Below are 26,808 nucleotides of genomic sequence, written 5' to 3'. Positions count from 1 at the left end.
TCGCGCACCTTGTTGGTCGAGCATGGGGCAGTGGGGCGTGCTCGCTCAGTTGGGCGTGTTCCAACCAGCCGGATCTCCTCTTCAAACGAATCCGAATGTGAAATTGAACGCGCTTTTAGCCGCCTGGGTGGAGGACCCTGGTGAAGTGCTTCCTGATCGGCTCACCCGTTTCCGTCGCGAGCTTCTGGGCAAGCCCCCACAACTCCCTGTTCTGGTCAGAGGCGGTGTCGAAAGCCTTGCGCGCGTGCGCCGCCGACAATGTATAGGCATCGGTCGCGGACTTGCTGCCGAACAGATGGACGAAGAAATCGAGCGCAGAAGCGGCATTGGCGTTTGAGATTTCGAACACCTTGAGCCCGTAGTCGGTCGTGCATCTCGCATTGCTCGAATAGGTCTCACGCAGCGTCTGCGTCATCTCTTCCGATGCGGCCTTGATCTTCTCGCAGCCTTCCCGTGCGCGGGCGAGGCCCTGCTCGGCAAGCTCGCGCCCCACGCCAGGCAACATGACCTTCGAGAAATCCAACCATGGCATCGCGAAAACGTTCGTTCCGTTCGGCGGCAGTTTCGTTTGGCTTTCAGTCACGCAACATTTCCTTTCTCAAGCGAAAGCATTCCTCGCAACGCTCGCTTGCGTCACGAGAGCTCACGCTCCGTGTTCGATCAGATTTTGGATGAGCCTTGATCTAGCCCCGACCCGGCACGACTTTGTGCTGCGAGAAGCGGGAAGTCGGTTCGGTTTGTGACTCTCGCTCAAACTTTTTTTGGGATTGTCAACACAGACGAAGGTATGTCGGGGAGTGACTGTGCATAACAGGGAAATCGCAAGGGGCAGGAAGTTCCTTCCTTAGCGCAAGCCTTGCAAAGGAGCTTCGCGCTAGCTGCGTTGGGATGCGCTACGTTTGCGCAAGAACGGACATCACGCGACGTGCCGGCGACGGTAGCTTGCAAGCCTCGAGCCGCTACCCTTCTGCTTCACCCTGCCTATCGCTCACGGGCTACTTTCGGACCAAACGAAACCGGCGGAGTGTGCTGGCGGAGTTCCTGAACGGCCCCTTCAGTAGCTTGTGCTCATCATCGCGCCGATCGCGGTGAAGGGCATGGTTCGCGCAACTCTCTCACCGCAGCGTTGGCCGCGCCCGGAAATTGGAACCCCTATGGTGTTACCCATACGCATTTTGCAATTGTGCCACACAGCGCTTGAATCTAAGTCCTGAATGATGGCGTAAGACAAAACGTCGCCTCGCGGCCGCGTGTGTTCGGAGTTTTATTTTTGAAACTGAGAGCTTACGCGGCTGGATTCGATTTCGGAGCGCGAGGCGTACGCGGTTTCAAACAAAGTTCGAGTTTGCCGTCCTGTGCCGCTCGAAATGCGGTTCGCGGTGGGCTACGGTGACGCATCCCAGCGGAATTGGTAACCGACTTCTCGCAGCCCTACCGGTGGCAGATTTCAGTCTGCTTGCATCCGAGCTGGAGATGGTCGCGCTCGATCGGGACGCGGTCATCTCGCGGGCGGGTGACCAGACCGAGCACGTCCTCTTCCCTCATAGTGGGGCCATTTCGGTGATGATCGACATGGCGAACGGGCAGACGGTCGCCAGCGTTGCGATAGGGCGCGAGGGAGCAGTAGGCACCCTTTCCGTTCTGGGGCCGTCCCCTGCGGCCGTTACCGCCGTCGTTCGTGCAGCTGGCACCGCCTCGCGGATCCCCGTATCGCGATTCCACGCGGCTTTTAGCCGTAGCCCCGCGATCCGCCACGCTGTCCAGCTTCACTTCAAGGCGATGCTGATACAGCTACAAATCGGCGGAGCCTGCAATGCGCTGCATCCGGTCCAAGCCCGCATGGCACGCTGGCTGCTCCATCTTCACGACCGCGTCGACCACGACGTCCTCCCGCTCACGCAGGAGACGCTTTCGCAAATACTGGGCGTGCGACGGACCACGGTGACGCTCCTGATGCGCAATCTGCGTGCTTCCGGAGCGATCAGATCTGAACGGCGAGGCGAAATCGAGATCGACCCATCGCGGCTCGCAGCGGCGGCGTGCGAATGCCGCGACACCATGCGTCTCGAAGTCGACGATATCTTTTCTATCGATCCAGCCTGAACTCGCGTTTGGTTCTGCCGAGGCACATTTGACCGTGACGATGACCGGTTTAGCCCGAAGTGCCGACGCCAAAGCGAGGATAGACATCCGGCGCCAGGGGGCAGAGGTCGACAAGGCGCGCGGGCTGTTGTCGTCGCAGCGTCTGACTATCTCTCCTCGGTCGGATGCACCCATTTGTACGGCGTGATGCTTCGCGTGGCCGTCAGCTTGATCATGTGGACGGGCGGCGCGGAACGTCCCTTTCGGCATGACCGGCACTTGAGCGAGGCTTCCAGCTTCCAGATCGGCGTATCGCGGGGACGGCGGATTGCGTCGAGCGGCAGGCTCGCACGCGCCTTGCACCTGTTGCACTCGACTTCGAGCCAGCCCATGCCGCCGTTGAGGCATTGGCCGATCGTCGGCGAGGGCTGTGAGGGACCACCATAACCTTCCATGCGGACCGACCAGGCTTCGGCTTCGGCGCGGTCGGCCTCGCGAACGGCCTTTTTGGCCTCCTCGCGCGCGTGCTTGGCCGAAATTTCCGCACCCAGAATTCGGCCGCTCCAGATGACCTCGCGTGATTTGGTGCTCATGCCGTCATCAAAGCTGCGCCCGATGGCGCTGGCAAATTATCGATCGCTAGTAGGTTGAGCGCGCAATTCGATACTGCGGGTCGTGGGTGTGGACAACCGAGGCTGAAGATCCCGTGGCGAAGCCGCGGCGCCGGCGATGGCGGAGCGCCACCATCGAAAGTCGTCACGCCCGCGGGGAACAATCCGGCGTAGGGCTTCTATGCCGAAGCAAGTGGGCTCACGATGGCTGCTTGCCGGCATGGTCCCGCCGCGACCACAGCAGCGCCAGCGGCCCCAGCGCGATTCCGGCTGCCAGAACGATAAACACCAGCAGCCAGCCGCTCGCGCTCTGCGGACCGCCGGCCATGTCGAGTGCGACGCCGGTTCCCCACGCGCCGGCGGCTGACAAGCCGAAGCCGACCGTGGAATGCAGGGCCAGCGTTGCGCCGCGATGCTCGGAGATTGCCGCGGCCGACATCCCTGCGGTCAACGCACCCGAATCTGCCGGCACCGTCAGGCCGTAGAGCATCAGCAGCAGCGCGAGCACCCATGCCGGTGCCGTTGCGTTGAGGCCGATCACGAGCGCGACGCTGGCTGACGCGATCATCACCACCGTGATGGCGCGATGCCGTCCGAACTTCAGGGCTGCCTCGTTGCCGAGGATGCTTGCGGGCATCGAGATCACCGCGAAGCAGAAGCTCATCAGCACGGGCGTCATCCAGGACGGCCCGCCCTGATGCGCAACGACGAAGGTCCAGAACCCGACCAGCCAGGTGCGAATGCCATAGAGCTCGAAGCAGTGCGCGCCGTAACCGAGGATGTAGCCGAGCGCCTCGCGATTGGCGAAGACAGGCGCGAAATTCAGCAGCCGCCCCGTCTTCGGGACAGGCCGGCGGCCCTCGATCAGGAGGCACGCAACCACCATCGCGATGGGGCCGACGCCGGTGACATAGAACGCGGTCCGCCATCCCCAGCGATCGGCGAGGACTTGCGCAACCAGGAACGACAGGCCGACGCCGACCGAGAAGCTCGAGGTGTACAGCGTCACCGCCCGCGAGGTGTCGCCGGCAGGCAACCGGTCCGTCAGCGCCTTCAGCCCCGGCATGTAGGCGCCGGCGAAGCCCAATCCTGCGAGCGACCAGATCAGTGTGCCCGACCAGAACCCCTGGGCAAAAATGCCGAGGGCCATGGTCGCAAGTCCGCTAACGATGGAGCCCCACAGCAGCACGATCCGCGCGTCGATGCGATCGGTCAGCGTCGTCAGCACCGGCACCGCCAGCATGTAGCCGAACGCATAGCCGCTCGCCATCAGCCCGCCTTCGGCGGCAGACAGCCCCCACGCCGGCATCAGATGCTGCGCCAAATTCGCCGACAGCGTGACGTGCGGCAGCAGATTGCCGAGCTGGCCGATACACATCACCGCAATCAGCGCCCCCCCGCTCAAGCTCCGAATGCTCGCCTCCCCTCAGTCCCTATCTCGTCTGGTCTGCACGCAGCAACAGAAGCGCAAAAAACGCGGAGATAGAAGCCAGCGCGCTGATCCATAGCGCGCTGCTGCCAAAATGCTCCACCATCAGCCCGAGTGCGAGTGGCGCGAGCGCGCCGGTGGCCCGCGACGGCAACGAGATCATGCCGACCCGTCTGCCAAAGCCCGCCGGCCCGAACAACGCCAGGGGAAGCGTACCGCGGGCAATGGTGATGATGCCGTTGCCCGCGCCATAGAGCACCGTGAAAGTCGATGCGAGGAAGGGGCCGCCCGCGACCAATGCAACAACCCCGATCGGATTCATGAGCATGGCGAGCCGCGCCGACAACAGCGGATGAAACCGGCCGAGCCATCCTGCTTCCACCAGGCGGGCACCGACCTGCGCGGGCCCGACCAGGGCTCCTGCGAGCAAGGCCTGCGCCGGCGTCGCGCCGAACGCAACCAGCATGGTCGGCAGAATGGCCGAGACACCCGAGCTGACGAAGCTTGCCGCCGCGAACATGTAAGCCAGCAGCACCATCGCGAACGTCTCGCTCTGCCGTCCGGATCTTTGGCTCGCGCCAGGATCCGGTCGCGGCTGCTGGTCCAATGGAACGGCGCGCGGCAGCGACAGATTGAGCGGCAACGCCAGGCAGAGATGGATCGCCGCCCACACCTGGCAGGCGACGCGCCAGTCATACTCAGAGGCCAGCCACGTCGTGAGGGGCCAGCCAAGCGTGCTGGCGAAACCCGCGATCAGGGTGATGCCGGTGATGGTTCGCCGTGCGTTGCTGCCGTAGATGCGCGCAAGCGTCGCGAAGGCCGCTTCGTAAAGCCCCATGCCCATGCCGATCCCGAGCAACACCCAGGCCGCAACCAGCACCGCAATGCCATGAGCCACAGACAGGAGGAGCAAGCCTGCCACGAAGACGAGGTTCGAAACGGCAAGCAGACCGCGCCCTCCGAACGTATCGATGGCATGCCCCACGCGCGGCCCGAGCAGGCCGGAGATGACGAGCGCTCCCGACAGCGCGCCGAACACATAGGTCGGCGCAAGACCGAGATCGCGCGCAATCGGCGCGGCCAGGATGGCAGGGAGATAGTAGCTCGACGCCCACGCAATTGTCTGCGCGGTTCCGAGTGCGACGACAATGGCGAGCGGACCGGCCACCCGGTCCGCCGGGACCTGCGTCATGAGCAGCCGCACCCCACGCGACCTGCCTTCTTGGCGGTTTCATCGTCAGCACAGCAGGCTGACGGCTCCTCCTTCGCCGGCCCGCCGCAGCATCCCGCTCCCGCCGTCTCGACACCGCCGCGCGTGCAGACGCCGGTCTCCGGCAGCACGAGCTCGACCCGTGCCGCAGCCGCCTTGTCGCCGGCGATGTCGGCGACGATCGAGCGGACCTGCTCGTATCCGGTCATCATCAGGAAGGTCGGCGCACGGCCGTAGGACTTCATGCCGGCGAGATAGAAGCCCGGCTCGTCATGCGCGAGCTCGCGCGCCCCGTGCGGCCGAACCGTGCCGCAGCTATGCTCGTTGGGATCGATCAGAGGCGCGAGCGCGGCCGGAGCCTCGATCGCCGGATCGAGCCGCAGCCGCAGCTCGGACAGGAACGAAAGATCGGGACGGAAGCCGGTAGAGACGATCAGTTCGTCCGCCACCACACTCTGCGCACCGCAGCAGCTGCCTGCCGAAATCCTGAGACGGCCTTCGGAGTCCGACAGATGCGTGACGCCGAAGCCTGTTTCGACCCTGATCTTTCCGGCAGCGACGAGCGCGGCGAAGGTGGAGCCCAGCTCGCCGCGCGCGGCAAGCTTGTCATTGCTGCCGCCCCCGAACGCCTTTGCGGGATCGGTGCCACGCAACAGCCAGATCGCTTGCGTGCCTGATACCTCGCCCGCGAGCCGCACGAGATCGATCAGAGTGCCCAAAGCGGAATGGCCGGCACCGAGCACGGCAACGGTCTTGCCGGCATATCTGGCGCGCTCAGTGCCCTGCACATCCGGCATGCCATAGGCGATGCGGCCGGCGCGTTCGCGTTCGCCGATCGCGGGCAAACCGTTGCTGCCGGCGGGGTTGGGAGAGAACCACGTGCCTGACACGTCGATGACGGCATCGGCGCGAAGCACCTCGGGGCCTTTGCCATTCTGATAGCGAATTTCGAACGGCGCCTGCTCCCTGCCCTTCGTCTTCGCCTTGTCGAAGCCGGCGCGGCTGATCGCCGTGACCCGGCTCGACGTCCGGATCGCCTCACGCAGCGGCGTGCGCGTTGCGAGCGGGGTGAGATATCGGTCGATCAGCTCGCCGCCGGTCGGATAGGCGTGAGGGTCCGGTGAATTCCACCCCGTCGGCGCGAGCAGCCGCGCCGCCGCCTTGTCGACATTGTATTCCCACGGCGAGAACAGCTGGACATGCTGCCACTGACGGACCGCGTGGGCGGCTTCGGGCCCGGCCTCGAGCACGATCGGGGACATACCGCGCTCGAGCACATGCGCAGCTGCAGCGAGGCCAACAGGCCCGGCTCCGATGATGGCAACCGACTTGGCGTTCATTCCCACTTCTCCCATCTTTCTAGAATCATCGAATAATTGGCTCCGAAAAATCAGGCCGCCGTTTGTGTATTCTTGCATCCGACTTCGTCGGCGCAGCACTCCGAGGCCAGGAAATCCACCAAGCCCCGCATCGCGTCAAAGTTTGCGTGGCAGATCAGGGTCGTCGATTCCCTGACCTGGCTGACGAGCCCGACCGCAACCAGGGTCTTGATGTGATGCGACAGCGTCGAGGCCGGGATCTTCAGCTTGTCCTGCAGGCGGCCGACGGGCATGCCCGAATGCCCGGCCCGAACCAGGGCCCGGTAGATTTGAAGCCGGGTTTGATTGCCCAGGGCCTCCAGACGTGCTGCTGCGTCGGCGATCTTCATGGTGCCAGGCTGCGCTCGTTCACGCCGGTCGTCAAACCATATTTCTAGAATATTCGAATTATTTTCCGACCGGCATGAATCAGATTCAGATTGACGGCCCGGCAACATTTCCATAAATCTGGATATATGGAAAACGAAGAAGCCGTCCTCGCCCTCGCCGCACTGGCCCAACCGACCCGCCTGGAGGCATTCCGGACGCTGGTCAGGCACGAGCCCGAAGGCCTTGCAGCGGGCGACCTCGCCCGCCTGCTGGAAGTTCCCCAGAACACGCTGTCGGCGCATTTGGCGATCCTGACCCGGGCACGCCTCGTCTCCTCCGAGCGGCACAGCCGCTCGATCGTCTACCGCGCCAATCTCGGCGAATTCCGCGACGTCACGCTCTTCCTGCTGCGCGATTGCTGCGGCGGACGGCCGGAGGTCTGCGATCCCGTCGTCGAGACGCTGCAAGCCTGCTGCTCGCCAAAACGGAAGGAGCGAAGCCGTGCCTGACCAAATCTACAATGTGCTGTTTCTGTGCACCGGCAATTCGGCGCGATCCATCCTGGCCGAGTCGATCCTTTGGAAAGACGGCGCCGGCCGCTTTCGGGCCTTCTCCGCCGGCAGCGCGCCAAAGGGCACGGTGCATCCGCTTGCGCTGCGCACGCTTGAGAGCACGGACTACCCCGTCGACGGGCTACGCTCGAAAAGCTGGCTGGAATTCGCGAGCGCCGATGCGCCCGTGATGGATTTCGTCTTCACCGTTTGTGACAACGCGGCCGGAGAAGCCTGCCCGATCTGGCCGGGCCAGCCGATGACGGCGCATTGGGGCATTGAGGACCCTGCCGCGACCGAAGGTTCCGAGCTGGAGAAGCAGGCGGCGTTCGTCACTGCGTTCCGACATCTCAAGAACCGGATCGACACCTTCGTGAACTTGCCGCTGAGGAGCATCGACAAGCTGTCGCTCGGCACCAGGCTGCGCGAGATCGGCCGCTCCGACGGCGCGACATCAGGCAGAAGCGACGTGGCATGACAATGAGCATCTTCGAACGATACCTCACTCTGTGGGTTGCGCTGTGCATCGTCGTCGGCGTCGCACTGGGACACGTCATGCCCGGTTTCTTCGGCGCGATCGCAGCCGCCGAGGTCGCCAAGGTCAACCTGCCGGTGGCGGTGCTGATCTGGCTGATGATCGTGCCCATGCTGCTGAAGATCGACTTCGGCGCGTTGGGCGAGGTGCGGAAGCATTGGCGCGGCGTCGGCGTCACCCTTTTCATCAATTGGGCCGTAAAACCGTTCTCGATGGCGCTGCTGGGCTCTTTCTTCATCGGCCACCTCTTCGCACCGTGGCTGCCGTCCGGCCAGATCTCGTCCTACATCGCCGGCTTGATCCTGCTGGCGGCGGCGCCTTGCACCGCGATGGTGTTCGTGTGGTCCAATTTGTGCGAGGGGGAGCCTCACTACACGCTGAGCCAGGTCGCCCTGAACGACGTGATCATGGTGTTCCTGTTCGCGCCGCTGGTGGGACTGCTGCTTGGCGTGGCCTCGATCAGTGTCCCCTGGGGCACGCTGCTGCTCTCCGTTCTGCTCTATATCGTGGTTCCCGTAGTCGTTGCTCAGCTGTGGCGCAAGGTGCTGCTGCGCGGAGGCGACGACGGCTTCAACCGCGCCATGCGGATGCTGCAGCCTGTGTCGCTAGTTGCGCTCCTCGCCACATTGGTGCTGCTGTTCGGCTTCCAGGGCGAGCAGATCGTCCGGCAGCCACTCGTCATTGCCATCCTTGCCGTGCCGATTCTGGTGCAGGTTTATTTCAATGCGGGCCTCGCCTATTGGCTGAGCCGGCGGTTCGGCGTGGCCTGGTGCGTTGCGGCTCCGGCCGCTCTCATCGGCGCGAGCAACTTCTTCGAGCTGGCGGTCGCCGCCGCGATCAGCTTGTTCGGCCTCGACTCCGGCGCTGCGCTGGCGACCGTGGTCGGCGTTCTCGTCGAGGTCCCGGTGATGCTGTCCGTCGTCCGCATCGTCAAGGCGACAAGGGGCTGGTACGAGGCCGGCGCTGGCAAAGTCCCGACGGCCTTGGAAGCCCACCGGTGAGGCATGGAGACCGACCATGAGCGTCACGATCTACCACAACCCCGACTGCGGCACCTCGCGCAACACGCTGGCGATGATCCGGCAGAGCGGCGCCGAGCCCGTCGTCATCGAATATCTGAAGACGCCGCCGTCCCGCGAGAAGCTGCTCGAGCTCGTCAAGGCGATGGGCATTTCCGTCCGCGCGCTGCTGCGCGAGAAGGGCACGCCGTTTCGCAATCTCGGCCTCGATGATCCCAAATGGACCGATGACGAGCTGATCGATCAGATGCTCGCGCATCCCATCCTGATCAACCGCCCGATCGTGGTGACGGCGAAGGGCACGCGATTGTGCCGGCCCTCGGAAGCGGTCATCGATCTGCTGGATCATCCGGTCGGCCGGTTCGTGAAGGAAGACGGCGAGGTGGTCGGAGCGCGCTGAGCCGGCTCCGATGGCAGCAGCTGTCAGGCGACAGTAGGACGCAACTTCAACTCGCTTGCAGTGTTGAAGCCGCACCTCTCGAGAGCTATCGATCGGCAAGATCGATCCATCGGAGGAACGCATGAGCACCATCACCGGCGGCTGTCACTGCGGCGCAATCCGTTATCAGGTCGAGGGCGACGCGATCGTGCATGCGCTGTGCCACTGCCGCGACTGCCGGCTCCACGCCGGCGCTCCGGTCGTCGGCTGGACGATGTATCCGGAGAGCGCTCTCAGGGTGACCAAGGGCGAGCCCAAGATCTACAATTCCTCGGAACACGGCCGGCGGCACTTTTGCGGCCATTGCGGCACCGGCCTGTTCTATATCAATGCCGACATGCTGCCGGGGGTCATCGACATCCAGAGCGCGACTTACGATGATCCCGAGGCCGTGCCGGCGACGATGCACATCCAGGTCGCCGAGCGGCTTCGCTGGATGGAGCATGCGCACGAACTGCCGGCGTTCGAGCGCTATCCTCCCCAGCCGTAGCGGCGAGAGGCGATGCCGGCACAGCTTCGCATCAGCTCTTCGTGCTGGCCGTCTTGTCGAGCGCGGCACGCAGGCCATTCGCCAGCTTGACCGCGTCGTCGTTGGCCCAGAAATGCATGAAGAACAGCCGCGGTTGCTCGTCCAGCATGTGGCTGTGCAGCGCCGTCACCTCGATGCCGTGCGTGCGCAGCGCCACGATGACCGGGTTCACCTCGTCGCTGGTCAGGACGAAATCGCCGGTGATGGCGGCCTTGCCTCCTCCGGTCGGTTGGAAGTTGATGGCGATCGCAACGCCCATCGCACCGACGGGGGTCAGCAGCATGCCGACCTCCGTGATCGGGTCGCGCCGCTTGACGTTGAACTGGTAGACGCCGCCGTTGGCCTGCCCCTTGACGCCGATGACCTGATCGAGCTTGGCGGTGTCGAGGTCGATGGCAGGCGGCGGGCCCGCCGGCGCCGCGACCGTCAAGGGAGTCTTGCTTTCGGCCAGCGCATCGTGGATCGCCGAGGCCAGCTTGACGGGATCGCCGTGTCCGGCGACGTGCATGTAAAACGTCGCCGGGCTCGCGCGCAGCAGATGATTGTGCACGGCGGTGATCTCCAGACCGCTCGCGATCATCTTCGCCATCACGGGATTGACCTCGGTCTCGAGGAGCACGAGATCGCCCATGACCATGGCACCGCCATGCGCGGGCTTGAACGCGAGCCAGCCGCCGAGCGCCAGCGCCGGCTTGATCGTCACCCCGTCCAGAGTCACGGTGAGATCGGTGCGGGGAAAGCCGTAGCGGTGGACATCGTCCGCAACGGCGGGCTTGCGGCCCAGCGTCTCGTCAACCTTATTCCAATCGGGATCCTGCGCATGAGCGCCCGCGATGAGGCAGGCACTGACGCCGATCAGCGCCGAGATGATCTTTCGCATTGCTCTGCTCCTCTAGCTGGATTTCAGCCGTCAGCGTCTCACTTCTGCTCCTTGATCTGGCCGGCGCTGTCGACGACGAGCCGCACGTCCTTGCCGTTCTTCACGGCTTTTGCGGTCATGCCCTCGGCGGTCGATTTGATGTCGCTGACCTGCGTGTAGCCGGCCGCCTGGATTTTGGCGACGACCTCCTCTTGTGTCAGAGCGCGTGCGCTCGACAGCCCGCTGGCGATCGCCAGAAAGAGGATGGTGTGAAAGATGACCTTTGTCCGCATGACATTCTCCTGGCGCCTCCTGCCCCAGGGTCGTTTTCGGCGCGGCGCGACGGGACCACGCCAACGCGCTTCGGCGCCGCCGCTGCGCACGAATGGAAAATTACGATTCGTCTGATGAGATTGGGAAACGATGACATGCTGCGCCCTTGGTGATCAGGACGCGATGCTTGGGCATGTCGCCTCGCGGGGAGATCGCAAATCCCCGTCACGTCGAATAGAAACCCGGGTGGCCCAGCTGTCAACACGCGCATGGCCGAGGCGCGTCACGAAGAGTTCACTCGGAACGGAACCGCACCAACCGGCATCTTGAAACGACCGGACGATCTCATTAGGGTTCGTCACGTGGGGACGAAGCAGACTCCCCGTGAGACCCCGGTCCAAGCTCTGCGCAGCACGCCATTCGTGGAGCTTGCGCATGGACACCGAACGACACCCTTCCCCCCGCCAAACACTGGCCATCCTCTCACGCGGCGATGCCGCCGCGTGCCGCGACACGACGGCGCAAAACAGCCGCTTCGTCCGCGTCTTCGAGGCCCTCGCCGCCCTCGGCATCGACGCGCACCCCGTGATCTACGACGAAAGCTTCGCAGGTGCAGTCCGCGACCAATTGCTCGCGGCCGACGGCGTGCTGGTCTGGGTCGATCCGATCCACCAGGGCAAGACGCGCGCCGAGCTCGATCCCCTGCTGCGCGACGTCGCGGCGCAGGGACCGTGGGTGAGCGCCCATCCCGACGTGATCCTGAAGATGGGCGTCAAGGAGGTGCTTTACCGCACGCGTCACCTCGGCTGGGGCGCCGACACGCATCGCTATGACACCGCCGCGGCGTTCCGCGCCGAATTTCCCTCGCGCCTTCGGGCGGACGGCCCCCGCGTGCTCAAGCAAAATCGCGGCAATGGCGGCCAGGGCGTCTGGAAGGTCGAAGCGCTTCCGCACACGAACGAGACGGTTCGTGTACTCCATGCCCAGCGCGGGAGCCGGCCCGAGGACATCAGGTTCGACGAGCTGGTGGCGCGCTGCGCGCCGTATTTCGGATGGGGCGGCTGCATCATCGACCAGGCGTTTCAACCACGCCTGCCCGACGGAATGATCCGCTGCTACATGAGCGGCGCGAGGGTCGCGGGCTTTGGGCACCAATTGATCAAGGCCCTGATCCCGCCGCCGCCGGAAGGCCCCGACGCGCCCGAGGCGCAACCGGGGCCGCGCATCATGCACGGGCCTGATGCTCCGCCGTTCCAGGCGCTGCGAAGGTCGATGGAGGACGAATGGACGCCGCAGATGATGGAAACGCTCGGTATCGATGAATTGTCACTGCCGGTGATCTGGGATGCGGATTTCCTGTGCGGGCCGCCGGATGCGGCGGGCGCCGACACCTACGTGCTGTGCGAGATCAACGCGAGCTCCTGCTTTGCGATCCCCGAGGAAGCGCCGGCGGCGATCGCACGAACGGTGACGCACCGCCTGCTGCGGAGCCGGGAGGCACGGTCCGGCTGAGAGCCGGATGACGTCTCGCGATCCTATTCGGCGGCTTGCGGAGCGCGCATGCCGTTCTCCGTTTCAACGGCAGGCTGGTCGGCGAGCGCCGGTTGCTCGCCATCAGGCAGCCCCCGCCCCTTCACCAGCCCGAAGATCGCCGGGATCACGATCAGCGTCAGCAATGTCGACGAGATCATCCCGCCGATCATCGGCAGCGCGATGCGCTGCATGATTTCGGACCCCGCGCCGGTGCTCCACATGATCGGCAGCAGGCCCGCCATGATGGCGACCACCGTCATCATCTTGGGCCGGACGCGCTCGACCGCGCCCACCATGATGGCGTCATGGAGATCGCGCCGGGTGAAGACCCCGCCCTCGGCGTCGCGCCTCGCCTTCATCTCGGCCAGCGCGTGATCGAGGTAGATCAGCATCACGACCCCGGTCTCGGCAGCAACGCCGGCGAGCGCGATGAAGCCGACGGCGACCGCGACGGACAGGTTGAAGCCAAACCACCACATCATCCAGATGCCGCCGACCAGCGCGAAAGGCAGCGACAGCATCACGATCAGCGTCTCGGTCAGCGCCCTGAAGTTCAGGTAGAGCAGCAGGAAGATGATCGTGAGCGTGACGGGCACGACGATCTTGAGGCGCGCCGCCGCGCGCTGGAGATATTCGTACTGGCCGCTCCAGACGACATAGGTGCCGGCGGGAAACTGGATGCTCTCCGTCACCGCGCGTTGCGCGTCCGCGACGTAGCTGCCGATGTCGCGATCGCGGATGTCGACATAGATGTAGGTCGCCAGCTGGCCGTTCTCGGTCCGGATCGAGGTCGGCCCCCGCGCGGGCTCGACCTTGGCGACCTCGCCGAGCGGCACGGCGCCGCCCGCCGGCATCGGCACCAGGATATCGCTCGCGATCGCCTTGGGATTGTCGCGCAGGTCACGCGGATAGCGCATGTTCACCGTGAAGCGCTGGCGGCCTTCCACGGTCGTCGTGACCGTCTGGCCGCCGAGCGCGGCCGCGATGGTGTCCTGAACGTCCTGGATCAAAATGCCGTAGCGCGCGAGCGCCTCGCGGTCCGGGACGATCTCGAGATAGTAGCCGCCGATACCGCGCTCGGCGTAGGCCGACGACGTGCCCGGGACAGTCTTGATCACCCGCTCGACCTGCCGCGCCAGCCGGTCGATCTCGACGAGGTCGGTGCCCATGACCTTGACGCCGACAGGCGTGCGGATGCCCGTCGACAACATGTCGATGCGGGCCTTGATCGGCATGGTCCAGGCGTTCGAGACGCCGGGGAACTGCAGCGCCTTGTCCATCTCCGCGATCAGGCTGTCGAGGGTGACACCGGGACGCCACTGCTCTTTCGGCTTCAGATTGACCACCGTCTCGAACATTTCGGTCGGTGCCGGATCGGTCGCGGTCGCCGCCCGTCCCGCCTTGCCGTAGACGGAGGCGACCTCGGGGAACGACTTGATGATGCGATCCTGCGTCTGCATCAGCTCGGCCGCCTTGGTCACGGAGATGCCGGGCAGCGTCGTCGGCATGTAGAGCAACGTGCCCTCGTTCAGCGCCGGCATGAACTCGGTGCCGAGCTGCCGCGCCGGCCATGTCGTGACGGCGAGGATTGCGAGGCAGGCCAGGATCACCAGCGTCCTGGCGCGAAGCACGCCCTTGATCACGGGCCGGTAGATCCAGATCAGGAAACGATTGATGACATTCCGGCTCTCCGGGACGATCCGGCCGCGGACGAAGATCACCATCAGCGCCGGCACCAGCGTGACGGACAAGAGGGCAGCGGCGGCCATCGAGAAGGTCTTGGTGAACGCCAGCGGGCTGAACAGCCGCCCCTCCTGCGATTCCAGCGTGAAGATCGGCATGAACGACACGGTGATGATCAGCAGGCTGAAGAACAGCGCAGGCCCCACTTCGGAGGCGGCATCGATCAGGATCTGCACGCGCGATTGGCTGGGCTCGGCGCGTTCGAGGTGCTTGTGGGCATTCTCGATCATGACGATCGCGGCATCGACCATGGCGCCGATCGCAATCGCGATGCCGCCAAGACTCATGATGTTGGAGCCGAGACCGAGCAGCTTCATGGCGCCGAACGCCATCAGCACGCCGACCGGCAGCATCAGGATTGCGACCAGCGCGCTGCGGACGTGGAGCAGGAACACGATGCAGACCAGCGCGACGACGATGCTCTCCTCGAACAGCGTGTGCTTGAGCGTGTCGATGGCTGCGTAGATCAGGTTCGAGCGATCGTAGACCGGGACGATCTCGACCGATGTCGGCAGGCTGCTCGCGATCTCCTTGAAGCGCTTCTTGACGTTCTCGATTACGTCGAGCGCGTTGACGCCGAAGCGCTGCAGCACGATGCCGCTGGCGACTTCGCCCTCGCCGTTCAGCTCGGTGATGCCCCTGCGCTCGTCCGGTCCGAGCTCGACATTGGCGACGTCGCGGAGCAGCACCGGCGTTCCGCCGGAGGTCTTCAGCACGATGTTGCCGAGATCGTTGATGCTCTTGATATAGCCCTTGCCGCGGATGACGTATTCGAACTCGGCGAGCTCGACGGTGCGCCCGCCGACATCGGCGTTGCTGGCGCGGATCGCCTCACGAATTTTTTGCATGCTGATGCCGCGATCGCGCATCCGCTGCGGGTCGAGCACCACGTTGTACTGCTTGACGAAGCCGCCGATGCTGGCGACCTCGGCGACGCCTTCGGCCTTGGCCAGCGCGAATTTCAGATTCCAGTCCTGGATCGTGCGGGTGTCCGCCAAGTTCAATTCCTTCGACAGGACCGCATACTGGTAGACCCAGCCGACGCCGGTGGCGTCGGGACCGATGGTCGGGGTGACGCCGGCAGGAAGCCGCGAAGCCGCGCCGTTCAAAAATTCCAGGACGCGCGAGCGCGCCCAATAGATGTCGGTGCCGTCCTCGAAGATCACGTAGACGAACGAGGCGCCGAAGAAGGAGAAGCCGCGCACGACTTTCGATTTCGGCACGGTCAGCATCGCCGTCGTCAAGGGATAGGTGACCTGGTCCTCGATCACCTGCGGCGCCTGGCCGGGATACTCGGTGTAGACGATGACTTGGGTGTCGGAGAGATCAGGGATCGCATCCAGCGGCAGATGGATCAGCGCATAGAGACCGGCGGCGGCCGCAAAGCCGGTGCCGAACAGCACCAGCAGCAGATTGCGCGCCGACCAGGCGATGATGCGGGCAATCATTTGCGCTCTCCCGCCGCATGGCCCGCATCGGACGCCTGAGGCGCTCCTTCCGCAAAACCCTTGAGCGCGGCCTTCAGATTGCTTTCCGCATCGATCAGGAAGGTGGCGGATGTGACCACTTCCTCGCCGTCGGCAAGCCCGTCCCGCACCTCGATGTAGCCGCCGCCACGCCGGCCGAGCTTCACCTCGCGCGGCTCGAAGCGCCCTTCCCCCTTGTCGACGAGGACGGCCTGGCGCGTGCCGGTGTCGAGCACCGCGCTATCCGGTATCGCCAGCACGGGCGCGCTATCGGCCGTGTCGATCTCGGCATCGACATACATGTCCGGCAGCAGCGCCGCATCGGGATTGGCAAGCTCGATCCGGACGCGAACCGTCCTCGTGTCGCGGTTCACCTGCGGATAGACGATTGCGATCTTGCCGCTGAAGATGCGGCCGGCAAAGCTCCGCGCGCGCACCGCCACGGACTGCCCCACCGCGATATGACCGAGATCGCGTTCGGCGATATCGACGAGGGCCCAGACGACCGAGGTGTCCGCAATCCGGAACAGCACGTCGCCGGGATTGGCGCGCATGCCTTCGATCGCGCTGCGCTCGAGCACGATGCCGTCGCGCGGCGCCGACCAATGGATGGTGACGGGCGCGAGGCGCGTCTTCTCCATCTCGGCGATGACCTGCTCGGGCACGTCGAGATTGACCAGCCGTTGCCGCGAGCCGCGGCCATACATCTCGACGCCGCCCACCGTCTTGGAGGTGATCGTCGCAAGATATTCCGCCGCGGCGGACGCAACCGCCGAACTGTAGATCTCCATCAGCGGCTGGCCCGCCTTCACACGCGTGCCAGTGGTGACGTCGGCGACCTTCTGCACGAAGCTTTCGGCGCGCATCGCGATGACAGAGACGCGGCGCTCGTCGAGCTGGATCGTGCCGGGGGCCTTGACCGTGACGCGGATCGTCCGTCGTTCGACCGGCTCGGACTTCACGCCGGTGCGCTGGATCTTGCCCGGCGAGAGCTTGACCGTGCCGTCGTCGGCCTCGTCGCCTTCGTAGACGGGGACGTAGTTCATCCCCATCGGGTCCTTCTTCGGCACCGGCGAGGTGTCGGGCAGGCCCATGGGGTTGCGGTAGTACAGGATTTTTCGCGAGGAAGTCGCCTGCGGTGGCTTTGGTGCCGTCGCAGTCGCCTGACCGTCCTCATAGACCGGCAGATAATCCCGGCCACGGTCGTCCTGCTTCGGACTAGCGGACCAGAGTGGCGCGCCGTTGGGGTCACGATAGTAGAGCGGAGTTCGGTCCGCTTGAGCTGCAGCCGGGGTCGCCTCGGCATGAGCGGACCAGCGTCCGTGCGAGGACCAGTATGCGCCCACGGCCAGGCCACCGGCCAGCGCGAGAAGTGTCAGGAGACGCAGCGTCTTCATGGTGTGTCTTCGCGCGCTTGGCACGCGTCCATGTGAGGGGAAGGAGAAAGTTCGGACGCCGCAAGCAGCGTCCGCACGCTCACTTGGTCGCCGTGACGATCACCTTGCCGGTGACGGTCTCGGGCTCGCCCTGCACTTTCGCCGACAGCGTCACCTGATAGCGGCCGGCCATCGGCAGGTCCGTCCGGAAGGCGTAGACGCCCGGCTCCTGCGACGGAAGCGGCGCGACCGCCGATTCCATCTCGGCCATCCCGTCCGGGGCCATGTCGACGCGGGTCTTGAAGATGACGGCGTCCGCCACCGGCTTGCCGGTTTGCTTGTTGGTAAGGCGAATCGAGAGCGTGACGTCGTCGCCCTTCTTCATTTGCGCAGTGACGGGCTCGAAGGCGTAGTCACTGGGGCCCGCCATCGCGGCGGAGGCGGCAAGCGAAAGGGTGGCGGCGAGCGCCGCGGTGCTGAATTTGGAAAGCATTGTCCTGTCCTCATGATCTGATCTTTCGCCGTGGCGCATGAAGCGCGCACGTCAGTTGTCGTCGCGCGCAAACGTGCTGCGCGCGTTCGGCTGTTGCGAGATCAGATTCGAGGAGGTCGGAAGGGAGGACTGCTGCCGCGGACGGAGACGACCTGATCCTCGGGGATGGCGATCGTGCTCACCGCTACGGCGAAATGCCCGAAGACGACGGGCCTGATGGCATCGAGCGCGATGGTGCCGCCGACGCAGCAGAAACCCATCCCGCATTTGTAGCCGATAGTCTGGGAGGGCGTCCCCTTCATGTCGGGGCAGCAATCGTCCATCGCCATCCCGGCGTCGCTGCCCATCTGCATGGTCGCCGGCATATCGTCCGACGACATGGCAAGCCCGGATGCGGACGCGCCAACGGGCAGCATCGCCAGGGATATGGCGATTGCGAATGCCAGGATGGTACGGACGAGGCGCATCTTTATCGAGTTACCTTATCAAGGTCGCAGCGTAACTCTCGTAGCATATCCCAGTGCCGGTGGCGCTTGTTGATCCGGATCAAGCATTCGTGACCAGGGGCCGGCCGGTACCGACCCTGCCGCCGGCCCGGGTCAGATCTTCGGGATCTTCGCGCGCTCGACCACGCCGGTCCATTTGGCGATCTCGGTCTCGATCAGCTTCTTCATCTCCTCCGGCGAGCTGCCGCGGACCTCGCCGCCGACGGCGGTCTCCAGACGCTGCCTGAGCTCGGGATCCCCGAGTGCGTCCAGCGTCGCGGCATGGAGCGCGGCGATCATGGCGGACGGCGTTCCCTTGGGCGCCAGCAGGCCAGCCCAGGTGCGCACGTCGTAGCCCTTGATGCCGGCTTCCTGCACGGTCGGGACATCGGGCAGCAACGCAGTGCGCGTCGGCGAGGTCACCGCCAGGCCACGGATCGCGCCGCTCTGGATCTGCGGGGCCAGCAGCACGGGCGTGCCGACGATGACGGGAACGTCGCCACCGAGCAGCGCGGTGGTGGACTGCGAATCGCCGCGATACGGCACGTGCACGATCTCGATGCCGGCTGTGGCGTTGAGCAATTCTCCCGCAAGATGATGCGTGCTGCCGAAGCCGACCGATCCGAAGCTGAGTGAACCCGGCTTGGCCTTGGCCATGGCGATGAGCTCACCCAGCGATTTTGCGGGATAGTCGCTGCGCACGGCGATGACGAGCGCGTAGTAGACCAGCGTCGAAATCATCTCGAAGCTTTCGGCCGGCTGATAGGCGAGACTCTTGTAGGTCGCCGCGGAAATCGCGTGCGCGCCGGTGACGAGGCCGAGCGTATAACCGTCGGGCGCCGCCTTGGCGACCGCATCCGCCGCGATGTTGCCGCCGGCGCCCGGCTTGGCCTCGACGATGATCGGCTGCCCGAGCTTCTTCGACAGCCCGTCGGCGATGATTCGCGACAGCGTGTCGGCGGCGCCGCCGGCGGCAAAGCCATGCAGCAGGCGGATCGGACGCGACGGATAATTGTCCGCCCATGCCGGGGTCACCAGACAACCACCGAACAGAAAAATGGCCGCAGCAAGCCGCTTCATCCCTCGCATGGATGCTCTCCCTCAATTGTTATGTCGTTGGCCGCAACGCGTGCGGCGTCTTCAAGTCATGATCGCGCTAACGCGCGAACTCCGTGCATTCAGGCGACGGCGGCATACCCCAGACGTCACGCGGCAGCTCGACCCAGACTTTGGGCCGCTGCGGGCGATCGCGATGCCAGGGACGCGGCTCGAAATAGCCGAGCTCCTCGTCCACCATCCGGTCGAGGTCATGAAACAACTCGACCAGATGCCCATCGGGATTGCGGTGATAGATCGCCGTGTTGTGCCCGGGGCCGTGACGCACCGGTCCCCAAAGCACCGGGAGCTTGTGACGCGCGAGATGGTCGCAGGCCCGATGCATGTGGTCGGGGCCCCGCAGCTCGAACGCAAAATGATGCAGACCGCGGCCAGGCGCGAGCGCAAAATTCAACGTGTGATGCTCGAAGCCGCTGCGCATGAAGACGAAGCGGTCCTCAATCCAGTCGGAGACCCGCAGGCCCATCACGCTCTCGTAAAACTCCGAAGCGGCCTTGGGATCGGGCGTGCGAAGGGCGACATGGCCGAGCTTGGCGACAGCGAGGCCACCGATCCGCTCCTGCGCGGGCGTGGGCGTCCAGCTCTGGATCAGCTCGAAGCGCGTGCCCTCTGGATCCGTGAACGACAGCAGCCGGGACACACCAGGCAGGGGATCGCTCCGAAGCTCGGGCCGTAAGTCCGCCTGCTTCAGCGCGGCGCCCAGCGCCTCGATCTGGACCTCCGGGGAGATCTCAAAGGCGATGCTGCTCAGTGCGGCATCGCCGGGCTCGATCACGAGCGAGAGCTGCTCGGAATCGCTGGCGAGGAAAATGCGGTCTCCGTCGCGGGCAACGAGGCCAAGTCCGATCACGCCGCGATAATAGTCGAGCAGCCGCTCCGGATCGGGCGAGGTGAAGGTCGCGTGTCGCAGCCGGGTGAAGCGTGCAATGGGTGCTTGTGTCATCGTGCGGTCCATCCCCTCATGGAATCATGATGATCTTGCCGAGCGCGGAGCCCTGCTCCAGCAACGTATGCGCCTTGCTGACTTCGTCGAGCCTCAGTACCGCCGAGATCGCCGGCTTGATCGCATTGCGGCTCAAGGCCTCGATCACGCTGCGCATCAGGGCACGGCGTCCGTCACGATCGTGGTCGTAGATGTGGAAGGAGAAGCAGCGGATCGCCGGACAGATGTCGAGATGATCGCGCATCGCCGCCATCAGATTTTCTTCCGGCAAACCGGCGAAGGCGTTGTAGGACAGTAGCGTGCCCCATTTGCCGAGCGCGCCGAGATAAGAGGTGAACTCGGGCCCGCAGACGTGATCGAGCACGAGGCCGACGCCCTCGCCATCCGTCAGCTCGCGGGTGCGCGCCACGACATCCTCGCTCCGGTAGAAGATGACGTGATCGGCGCCGTTCGCCCTGGCGAACGCGGCCTTCTCTTCAGTCGAGACCGTGCCGATGACGGTCATCCCGGCAAGCTTGGCCAGCTGCACCAGCGCCGTGCCGACGCCGCCGGCAGCTCCAATCACCAGCGCGCTTGCGGGCGCGCGCGGATGGCGGCACTCGTGCAGCAGTGCGTAAGCGACCTGGTAGTTCGACAAGCACACGGCCGCTTGCAGATCGACATTGTCCGGCAGCGCGTGAACGGCATCCGCGGGCGCGACCACGACGTCGGCATAGCAGCCGCCGCGCTGGGACAGATCGCGCGCGCTCAGCAGCACCTTCTGGCCGATGGCAAAGCCCTCGACGCCGGACCCGAGCGCGGAAATGCGCCCCGCGACGTCGTTGCCGGGATTGGCCGGCAGCGGCGGCATCCATTTGTAGACGCCGCGCCGGATCAGCACGTCGGGTTGACCGACCCCGAACGCCTCGGCCCGGATTTGAACATGGCCGGCTCCGGGCAGAGGCACCGGAAGCTCGACCAATTCGAGTGCATCCGGCCCACCCGGCTGACGCACCAGCACCGCCCTCATGACTTCACGCGCTCCCTGCGACCATATTTTCGAAAATCATACCGTTTACGAAAATTATTGCAAGATGGTCGTTAGCGCGGCATGTTGAGGCATCGATTCAGCGACAGGTCCCATGCCCGAGAGCGCCGTCCGCCCCCGCAAGGAATTCGGCAAGACCATCGCCGCCGACATCACGCATCGGCTGCGCGAGGAGATCATTGCCTGCGCCCTTCCGCCCGGCGAGCCGCTGCGCTTCGACGTGCTGCGCGAACGCTTCGGCGCCAGTTTTACCACGCTGCGCGAGGCGCTGACCGCGCTCGCCGCCGAAGGCCTGGTCGATGCCCAGGAGCAGCGCGGCTTTCGCGTGGCGCCGGTCAGCCGCCAGGATCTGGTGGAGGTCACCGATGCAAGGGTGCTGATCGAGGTGGAATTGATCCGCCGCTCGATCGAGCGGGGCGATGACGATTGGGAAATCGCCGTGATCTCCACACTGCACCGATTGAAGCGGATCGAGCAGCGCGATCCCGAGCATCCCCTGCGCGATCCCGAGTGGAAGATCGCGCATCGCCAGTTCCACCAGGCCCTGGTCTCCGCCTGCGGCTCGGCGACGCTGCTCGCCATTCGCGCCGAGCTGTTCGACCGTGCCGAACGCTACCGGCATCTCTCCGCCAATTTCAGGCCGCGCCCGCGCGACAAGGCCGGCGAGCACCAGGCGATCATGCAGGCCGCCATCTCGCGCAACGCGGATCTCGCCGTGCAGTTGATCGAGACCCATATCCGCTCGACCTCCGACAACGTCGCCAAATACGCCGGCCATCTGCTCGACGCCGAATAGGCGACCTGCATTTTCACGCGGCGGGCTTGCGCCCGGCCTAATTTTCGAAAATAATACATCAGATCGAAAATCAAAACCGTTAGGGCGAAATCATGAAGCTGCTGTCGTTCTTGGATGGAAATCGGGAAAGCTGGGGCGCCGTTGTCGAAAACCGCGTGGTGGATCTGGGCCGCGCCCTGCCCCAGTACCCCACGCTCGCGGACTTTCTCGGCAGCGATGACTACGCCAAGCGCGAGGCGATCGTCGCCGGGCACAAGCCCACGTTGGCGCTGAGCGACGTCAAATACCTGCCGGTGATCCCGCGGCCCGAGAAGATCGTCTGCGCCGTGCGCAATTATCTCGACCACCACAACGAAGCCGTGGCGTTCGGCATGAAGCGCGAGATCACGGAATTTCCGCCGATCTTCCTGCGGGTCTGGCGTTCCCAGGTTGCTCACAACGCGCCGGTGATCCGGCCGAAGGTCTCGGACAATTTCGATTGGGAGGGCGAGCTCGCCGTCGTCATCGGCAAGGGCGGCCGTCATATCAGCCAGACTGATGCATGGAATCATGTCGCGGGCTATTCGATCTACAACGACGTCAGCGTGCGCGACTGGCAGCGCCACGCCCAGCAGATCGCCTCCGGCAAGAACTTCGTCGGCACCGGCCCGTTCGGACCGTGGCTGGTCACGCCGGACGAGATCGGCGATCCCACGAAACTCAAGCTGGAGACGCGCGTCAACGGCGCGACCGTGCAGTCCTCCGACACCTCGATGCTGATCTTCTCGATCCCGCGGCTGATCGAATATTGCTCGACGATCTTCGATCTCGTCCCCGGCGACGTCATCGCCACCGGCACGCCGGCCGGCGTCGGCTTCACCCGCAAGCCGCCGATCTTCCTCAAGCCGGGCGATGTGGTCGAGGTCGAGATCGAGAACATCGGCGTGCTCAGCAATCCCGTCGTGGACGAGGCCTAGCTTCAGTATGTCGTCCTACGATATTCGCAAGACCGCGCTCAGCGTCGAGACCATCTGGCATGAGCGCGGCCCACGGCTGGAGAAGCCGCTGCTGGTCGGAACCGCCGTCGCGGTGATCCGCAATCCCTTCGCCGGCCGCTATGAGCCCGATCTGATGCCGTTCCAGGCGGCCTTGCGTGAGCTCGGTCGCGAGCTCGCTGGCGCGCTGATCGCACAGCTCGGCGGTGCGCCGCGGATCGAAGCCTATGGCAAGGGCATCATCGTCGGCGAAGACGGCGAGCTCGAGCATGGCGCCGTCTGGCATGAAGCGGGCGGTCACGGCATGCGCGAGGTGCTGGGTCAACCCAAAGCAATCGTGCCGGCGGCGAAGACCATCGGCGGTCCGGGCACGCGCCTGATGGTGCCGCTCGGCCACATCCACGCCGCCTATGTCCGCAGCCATTTCGGCACCGCGGAGATGACGCTGTGGGACGCGCCGCGGCGCGACGAGATCGCCTTCGGCCTGGTGATGGCAACCGGCGGCCGCCCGCATGCCCGCATCGGCGGCCTCGAGGCGTCGGAGATCTCCGTGCATGACGGGCAGCGGTGAGCGCCGCCCGGCTCCGCGTCACAGGAAGCCGGTCGAGATCCACGGGATCGCCGCGACGATCAGCGTGCCGATCAGCAGGGCCACGATATAGCCCACGATCGGCTTGATACCCTCGTCGGGACTGATGCGGCTGATGGCGCAGGCCGCGTAATAGCCGACGCCGAATGGCGGGGCGAACAGGCCGATGCCCATCGCGAGCACGACGACCATCGCGTAGTGCACTTCGTGCACGCCGACCTGGCGGGCGATCGGAAACAATAGCGGCCCGAACAGGACGATGGCGGGGATGCCTTCCAGCACGCTGCCCAGAATGACGAAGGCGAGGATCGTCACGCCGAGAAAGACAGGCGTTCCGCCCGGCAGAGCTGTCATGAACTTTGCAAGCGAGGCCGAGAAGCCCGATTGCGTCAGAGCCCACGCCATCCCTGTCGCAGCGCCGATGATCAGCAGGATCGCGCCGGACAATGACGCGGTCTCCACCAGCATTGGGTAGAGGCGGCGCCAGGAGAACTGACGATAAATCAGGAGCCCGGTGAGCACCGAGTAGACGATGCCGATGGTCGAAACTTCGGTCGCGGTGGCGACGCCCTCGACCACCGCGGCGCGGATGACGAAGGGCAGCGCCATTGCCGGGATGGCAATGACGAAGGCGCGGCCGATCTCCCTCCCCGTGGCCCGCTTCACATGCGACAGGTCCTCGCCCCGGTATCGCCACCAGACCACGGCGCAGAGACCGATGGCGAGCACGATGCCGGGCAGCAGCCCCCCGGTGAACAACGCCGCGATCGATACGCCCGTCACCGAGCCGATGGTGATCAAGACGAGCGACGGCGGAATGGTCTCGGTCTGGGCCCCGGTCGCCGCGAGCAGCGCCACGAGATCACCGGGCCTGGCGCCGCGCTTGGTCATCTCCGGAAACAGCACCGGCGCCACGGCGGCCATGTCCGCCGCCTTCGAGCCGGAGATGCCCGACACCAGGTACATTGCGCCGACCAGCACATAATGCAGGCCGCCGCGCACGTGGCCGAGCAGGCTGGCGAGAAAGCCGACCATGGCCCGCGCCATGCCGGTCATCTCAATCAGCAGGCCGAGGAACACGAAGAGCGGCACGGCCAGCAGGATCAGATGGCTCATGCCTTCGTCCATGCGACCAATGATGACCACATCGGGCGTGTTCGTCGTCAGCGCCAGATATCCGACGGTGGCAAGACCGAAGGCAAAGGCGATCGGCACCGCCGCCAGCACCATGGCGCCGACGATGACCACGAAGAAGATCAGCAGGTTGAGATTGCCGAGCGGTTTCAATACCGGCGCGATGAGGACGAGCGCGGCGATGATGCCGGCGACGAGCGCCCCAGCCGCGAGCAGGCTGCGCAGGCTCGAGATGCGGGCGAGCCGCAGGACCGCCGCGACCAGCATCAATCCGATGCCAACGGGTAACGCGGCAGCCCGCCAGCTGTTGACGATTTCGAGCGCCGGGGTCGTGACGAACACCTCGTCGGCCGCGAACTCGTAGGCAGGGTGGACCACCAGCAGCAGGAATGCCAGCGATGCCGCGGCGGCAACGACGTCCAGGAAGGCACGTGCGTCGGGACGGAGCATGCCGATGATGGCCGTCATCCGCATGTGCTCACCGCGCTGGAACGCGATCACCGATCCCAGCATGGCGAGCCACAGGAACAGGATGCCGGCAAGCTCATCCGCCCAGATGATCGGAGCGTGAAAGACATATCGTCCGACGATGCCGGCCGACAAAACGACGATCTCGGCGAGCACCAGGAGCGCCGCCGGGATCGCAACCACATGACCAAGCACCTTGTTGGCCGCGACGGCCCAGCGGTGCACACGGGATTGAGGCGCCGCACCCGCGGCGCCCTGATCGATCCCAGGCATATGGTTGATCGCGGTCATGACAGCTTGCCCGCCGCTTTCTCGAGCTGAGTCCAGGCCTCATCGCCGAACTTGGCCCTCCAGTCGGCGTAAAAGCTGGTCTTCGCCAGGGCCTGGCGGAATGCGCCGCGGTCGACGTCGATGAACTGCATGCCCTTGGCGGTCAGGTCGGCGCGCAAGGACTCGCTGAGCTTGGCGACGTCCGCACGCTCGTCCTTGGCCGAGCGATCCAGCTCGCGTGTGACGATCTGCTGCACATCCTTCGGCAGCTTTTCGAAGGCGCGCTTGTTGCCGAGGATCCAGTAATTGTCCCAGACATGCCCGGTCAGGGAACAGGTCTTCTGCACCTCGTACAGCCGGGCCGTCGCGATGATCGGCAGCGGATTTTCCTGACCGTCGACCACCTTGGTCTGGAGCGCGGAGTAAACCTCGTTGAAATTGATCGGCGCGGGGCCTGCCCCGAGCGCCTGGAACAACGACGTCAGATTGGGAGCGGCCGGCACGCGCAGCTTGAAGTTCTTGAGATCGTCCGGCGTCCTGATCTCGCGGCCGGACGACGTGACGTGGCGGAAGCCGTTATCCCAGGGGCTCGACACCGCCATGATCGGCGTCCGCGCGATCTGCGCGCGGATATAGGCGCCGAGCTCGCCATCCATCGCCTTCCAGACCGCGTCATAGTTCGTGAAGAGAAAGCCGAGGTTGACGATGCCTGCGGCCGGCACCAGCGTCGCGAGGATCAGCGAGGACAGGTTGAAGAACTCGACGCCGCCGTTGCGGACCTGCGTCAACAGGTCGGTATCCGATCCGAGCTGGTTCGCCGGGAACAGATTAATCTCGAGCCGTCCGCTCGTCGCCTCGCGAATGCGGTCGGCAGCTTCCTTGGCGCGGATGTTGACGGGGTGCGTCGGATCCTGCCCCGTCGCAAGCTTGTAGGTGAATTCCGCGGCCGAGGCCGGGCGGGTGAGAATGGCACATAGCGGCACGGCGGCGCCGGCCATGAGCAACTTGCGGCGGCTGAGAGTTATCGGCTTGCGCAAGGTCATCGTTTCCTCCTGTCGAGCATGGATTGGTTGATCTAAAGGCGGCTCTTCACCGCCCGTGTTGCTGCTGGCCGGCTCTCGATGCGCCGGCATTGGACAGCAGCCGTCGTTCTTCGCAGCGGCGCGACGA

General features: G+C 65.1%; 27 protein-coding genes. 10 read left to right on the top strand and 17 right to left on the bottom strand.

Annotation, left to right across the window (positions count from 1 at the left end; all coding sequences use genetic code 11):
• Window positions 1-115: 115 nt before the first annotated feature.
• The gene (locus XI03_RS27630; protein ID WP_240536376.1) at window positions 116-583 is read right to left on the bottom strand and encodes a phasin family protein; all 468 of its coding nucleotides are present in this window, start codon (window positions 581-583) and stop codon (window positions 116-118) included.
• Window positions 584-1,389: 806 nt separating this feature from the next.
• Between XI03_RS27630 and XI03_RS27625 the strand changes: the two genes are divergently transcribed.
• Entirely contained in the window at window positions 1,390-2,103 is a 714-nt protein-coding gene (locus XI03_RS27625) for a Crp/Fnr family transcriptional regulator (protein ID WP_038947853.1), read from the top strand.
• A 146-nt stretch (window positions 2,104-2,249) separates the two neighbouring features.
• On the opposite strand, the gene XI03_RS27620 is transcribed toward XI03_RS27625, so the two are convergent.
• The 5 genes from XI03_RS27620 to XI03_RS27600 all read right to left on the bottom strand — a co-directional run bounded on the left by XI03_RS27620 (window position 2,250) and on the right by XI03_RS27600 (window position 7,040).
• Window positions 2,250-2,675: a hypothetical protein gene (locus tag XI03_RS27620; protein ID WP_028142985.1), complete on the bottom strand. Its 426-nt coding sequence runs from the start codon at window positions 2,673-2,675 to the stop codon at window positions 2,250-2,252.
• 217 nt (window positions 2,676-2,892) lie between these two features.
• On the bottom strand, window positions 2,893-4,071 hold the full coding sequence (locus tag XI03_RS27615) for an MFS transporter (RefSeq protein ID WP_271593957.1): 1,179 nt from the start codon (window positions 4,069-4,071) through the stop codon (window positions 2,893-2,895).
• A 55-nt stretch (window positions 4,072-4,126) separates the two neighbouring features.
• A complete protein-coding gene (locus tag XI03_RS27610) occupies window positions 4,127-5,326 on the bottom strand; it encodes an MFS transporter (protein WP_271593873.1) in 1,200 nt (399 codons plus the stop codon).
• Window positions 5,311-6,672, bottom strand: a complete 1,362-nt coding sequence (locus tag XI03_RS27605) for an NAD(P)-binding domain-containing protein (RefSeq protein ID WP_271593872.1) — start codon at window positions 6,670-6,672, stop codon at window positions 5,311-5,313. The genes XI03_RS27610 and XI03_RS27605 overlap by 16 nt, the downstream gene beginning before the upstream one ends.
• A 50-nt stretch (window positions 6,673-6,722) precedes the next feature.
• Window positions 6,723-7,040 (bottom strand): ArsR/SmtB family transcription factor, encoded by a 318-nt coding sequence (locus XI03_RS27600; protein ID WP_028142981.1) that lies wholly within the window; start codon window positions 7,038-7,040, stop codon window positions 6,723-6,725.
• Window positions 7,041-7,166: 126 nt separating this feature from the next.
• On the opposite strand from XI03_RS27600, the gene XI03_RS27595 reads away from it, so the two are divergent.
• From XI03_RS27595 to XI03_RS27575, 5 genes are all read left to right on the top strand, one after another.
• Window positions 7,167-7,529, top strand: coding sequence for an ArsR/SmtB family transcription factor (locus XI03_RS27595; RefSeq protein WP_038947848.1), 363 nt, complete (start codon window positions 7,167-7,169; stop codon window positions 7,527-7,529).
• A complete protein-coding gene (locus XI03_RS27590) occupies window positions 7,522-8,049 on the top strand; it encodes an arsenate reductase ArsC (protein WP_271593871.1) in 528 nt (175 codons plus the stop codon). Before XI03_RS27595 ends, XI03_RS27590 begins: the two co-directional genes overlap by 8 nt.
• 2 nt (window positions 8,050-8,051) lie before the next feature.
• Window positions 8,052-9,107, top strand: a complete 1,056-nt coding sequence (arsB, locus tag XI03_RS27585) for an ACR3 family arsenite efflux transporter (protein ID WP_271593956.1) — start codon at window positions 8,052-8,054, stop codon at window positions 9,105-9,107.
• Window positions 9,108-9,123: 16 nt separating this feature from the next.
• Window positions 9,124-9,525 carry an arsenate reductase (glutaredoxin) gene (arsC, locus tag XI03_RS27580; RefSeq protein ID WP_028142977.1) on the top strand — a complete coding sequence of 134 codons (402 nt, stop codon included), beginning with the start codon at window positions 9,124-9,126 and terminating at the stop codon, window positions 9,523-9,525.
• Window positions 9,526-9,646: 121 nt separating this feature from the next.
• On the top strand, window positions 9,647-10,054 hold the full coding sequence (locus XI03_RS27575; RefSeq protein ID WP_271593870.1) for a GFA family protein: 408 nt from the start codon (window positions 9,647-9,649) through the stop codon (window positions 10,052-10,054).
• A 31-nt stretch (window positions 10,055-10,085) separates the two neighbouring features.
• On the opposite strand, the gene XI03_RS27570 is transcribed toward XI03_RS27575, so the two are convergent.
• Both XI03_RS27570 and XI03_RS27565 read right to left on the bottom strand, forming a co-directional pair.
• Complete coding sequence (locus XI03_RS27570) at window positions 10,086-10,973, bottom strand: DUF1259 domain-containing protein (RefSeq protein ID WP_271593869.1); 888 nt, start codon at window positions 10,971-10,973, stop codon at window positions 10,086-10,088.
• 38 nt (window positions 10,974-11,011) lie between these two features.
• Complete coding sequence (locus XI03_RS27565) at window positions 11,012-11,245, bottom strand: hypothetical protein (protein WP_038971518.1); 234 nt, start codon at window positions 11,243-11,245, stop codon at window positions 11,012-11,014.
• Between the two features lie 415 nt (window positions 11,246-11,660).
• Between XI03_RS27565 and XI03_RS27560 the strand changes: the two genes are divergently transcribed.
• Window positions 11,661-12,737 carry a Cj0069 family protein gene (locus XI03_RS27560; protein ID WP_095426457.1) on the top strand — a complete coding sequence of 359 codons (1,077 nt, stop codon included), beginning with the start codon at window positions 11,661-11,663 and terminating at the stop codon, window positions 12,735-12,737.
• Between the two features lie 23 nt (window positions 12,738-12,760).
• Here XI03_RS27560 and XI03_RS27555 read toward each other — a convergent pair whose 3' ends face one another.
• The 7 genes from XI03_RS27555 to XI03_RS27525 form a co-directional block, all read right to left on the bottom strand.
• Window positions 12,761-15,949, bottom strand: coding sequence for an efflux RND transporter permease subunit (locus tag XI03_RS27555; RefSeq protein WP_271593868.1), 3,189 nt, complete (start codon window positions 15,947-15,949; stop codon window positions 12,761-12,763).
• The gene (locus XI03_RS27550) at window positions 15,946-17,364 is read right to left on the bottom strand and encodes an efflux RND transporter periplasmic adaptor subunit (protein WP_271593867.1); all 1,419 of its coding nucleotides are present in this window, start codon (window positions 17,362-17,364) and stop codon (window positions 15,946-15,948) included. Before XI03_RS27550 ends, XI03_RS27555 begins: the two co-directional genes overlap by 4 nt.
• A gap of 79 nt (window positions 17,365-17,443) precedes the next feature.
• Entirely contained in the window at window positions 17,444-17,836 is a 393-nt protein-coding gene (locus tag XI03_RS27545) for a FixH family protein (protein ID WP_038947844.1), read from the bottom strand.
• Between the two features lie 101 nt (window positions 17,837-17,937).
• The gene (locus XI03_RS27540) at window positions 17,938-18,303 is read right to left on the bottom strand and encodes a hypothetical protein (RefSeq protein ID WP_028142969.1); all 366 of its coding nucleotides are present in this window, start codon (window positions 18,301-18,303) and stop codon (window positions 17,938-17,940) included.
• A 132-nt stretch (window positions 18,304-18,435) separates the two neighbouring features.
• Window positions 18,436-19,410 carry a tripartite tricarboxylate transporter substrate binding protein gene (locus XI03_RS27535; protein WP_271593866.1) on the bottom strand — a complete coding sequence of 325 codons (975 nt, stop codon included), beginning with the start codon at window positions 19,408-19,410 and terminating at the stop codon, window positions 18,436-18,438.
• Between the two features lie 67 nt (window positions 19,411-19,477).
• Window positions 19,478-20,380, bottom strand: a complete 903-nt coding sequence (locus XI03_RS27530) for a VOC family protein (protein ID WP_271593865.1) — start codon at window positions 20,378-20,380, stop codon at window positions 19,478-19,480.
• A 16-nt stretch (window positions 20,381-20,396) separates the two neighbouring features.
• A complete protein-coding gene (locus XI03_RS27525) occupies window positions 20,397-21,389 on the bottom strand; it encodes a zinc-dependent alcohol dehydrogenase family protein (RefSeq protein WP_038947841.1) in 993 nt (330 codons plus the stop codon).
• A gap of 112 nt (window positions 21,390-21,501) precedes the next feature.
• Here XI03_RS27525 and XI03_RS27520 point away from each other — a divergent pair, with 112 nt between their 5' ends.
• From XI03_RS27520 to XI03_RS27510, 3 genes are all read left to right on the top strand, one after another.
• Window positions 21,502-22,203 (top strand): GntR family transcriptional regulator, encoded by a 702-nt coding sequence (locus XI03_RS27520; protein WP_028142965.1) that lies wholly within the window; start codon window positions 21,502-21,504, stop codon window positions 22,201-22,203.
• Window positions 22,204-22,295: 92 nt separating this feature from the next.
• Window positions 22,296-23,159, top strand: a complete 864-nt coding sequence (locus tag XI03_RS27515) for a fumarylacetoacetate hydrolase family protein (RefSeq protein WP_095426452.1) — start codon at window positions 22,296-22,298, stop codon at window positions 23,157-23,159.
• Between the two features lie 7 nt (window positions 23,160-23,166).
• Window positions 23,167-23,748, top strand: a complete 582-nt coding sequence (locus XI03_RS27510) for an amino acid synthesis family protein (protein WP_038947838.1) — start codon at window positions 23,167-23,169, stop codon at window positions 23,746-23,748.
• An 18-nt stretch (window positions 23,749-23,766) separates the two neighbouring features.
• Here the strand turns inward: XI03_RS27510 and XI03_RS27505 are convergent, their stop codons facing one another.
• Complete coding sequence (locus tag XI03_RS27505) at window positions 23,767-25,659, bottom strand: TRAP transporter large permease (RefSeq protein WP_271593864.1); 1,893 nt, start codon at window positions 25,657-25,659, stop codon at window positions 23,767-23,769.
• A complete protein-coding gene (locus XI03_RS27500) occupies window positions 25,656-26,681 on the bottom strand; it encodes a TRAP transporter substrate-binding protein (RefSeq protein WP_028142961.1) in 1,026 nt (341 codons plus the stop codon). Before XI03_RS27500 ends, XI03_RS27505 begins: the two co-directional genes overlap by 4 nt.
• Between the last annotated feature and the right edge of the window lie 127 nt (window positions 26,682-26,808).

This window comes from Bradyrhizobium sp. CCBAU 65884 (assembly GCF_028128835.1).
Lineage (GTDB): Bacteria > Pseudomonadota > Alphaproteobacteria > Rhizobiales > Xanthobacteraceae > Bradyrhizobium > Bradyrhizobium ottawaense.
This window is presented reverse-complemented; position numbering and strand designations above follow the sequence as displayed.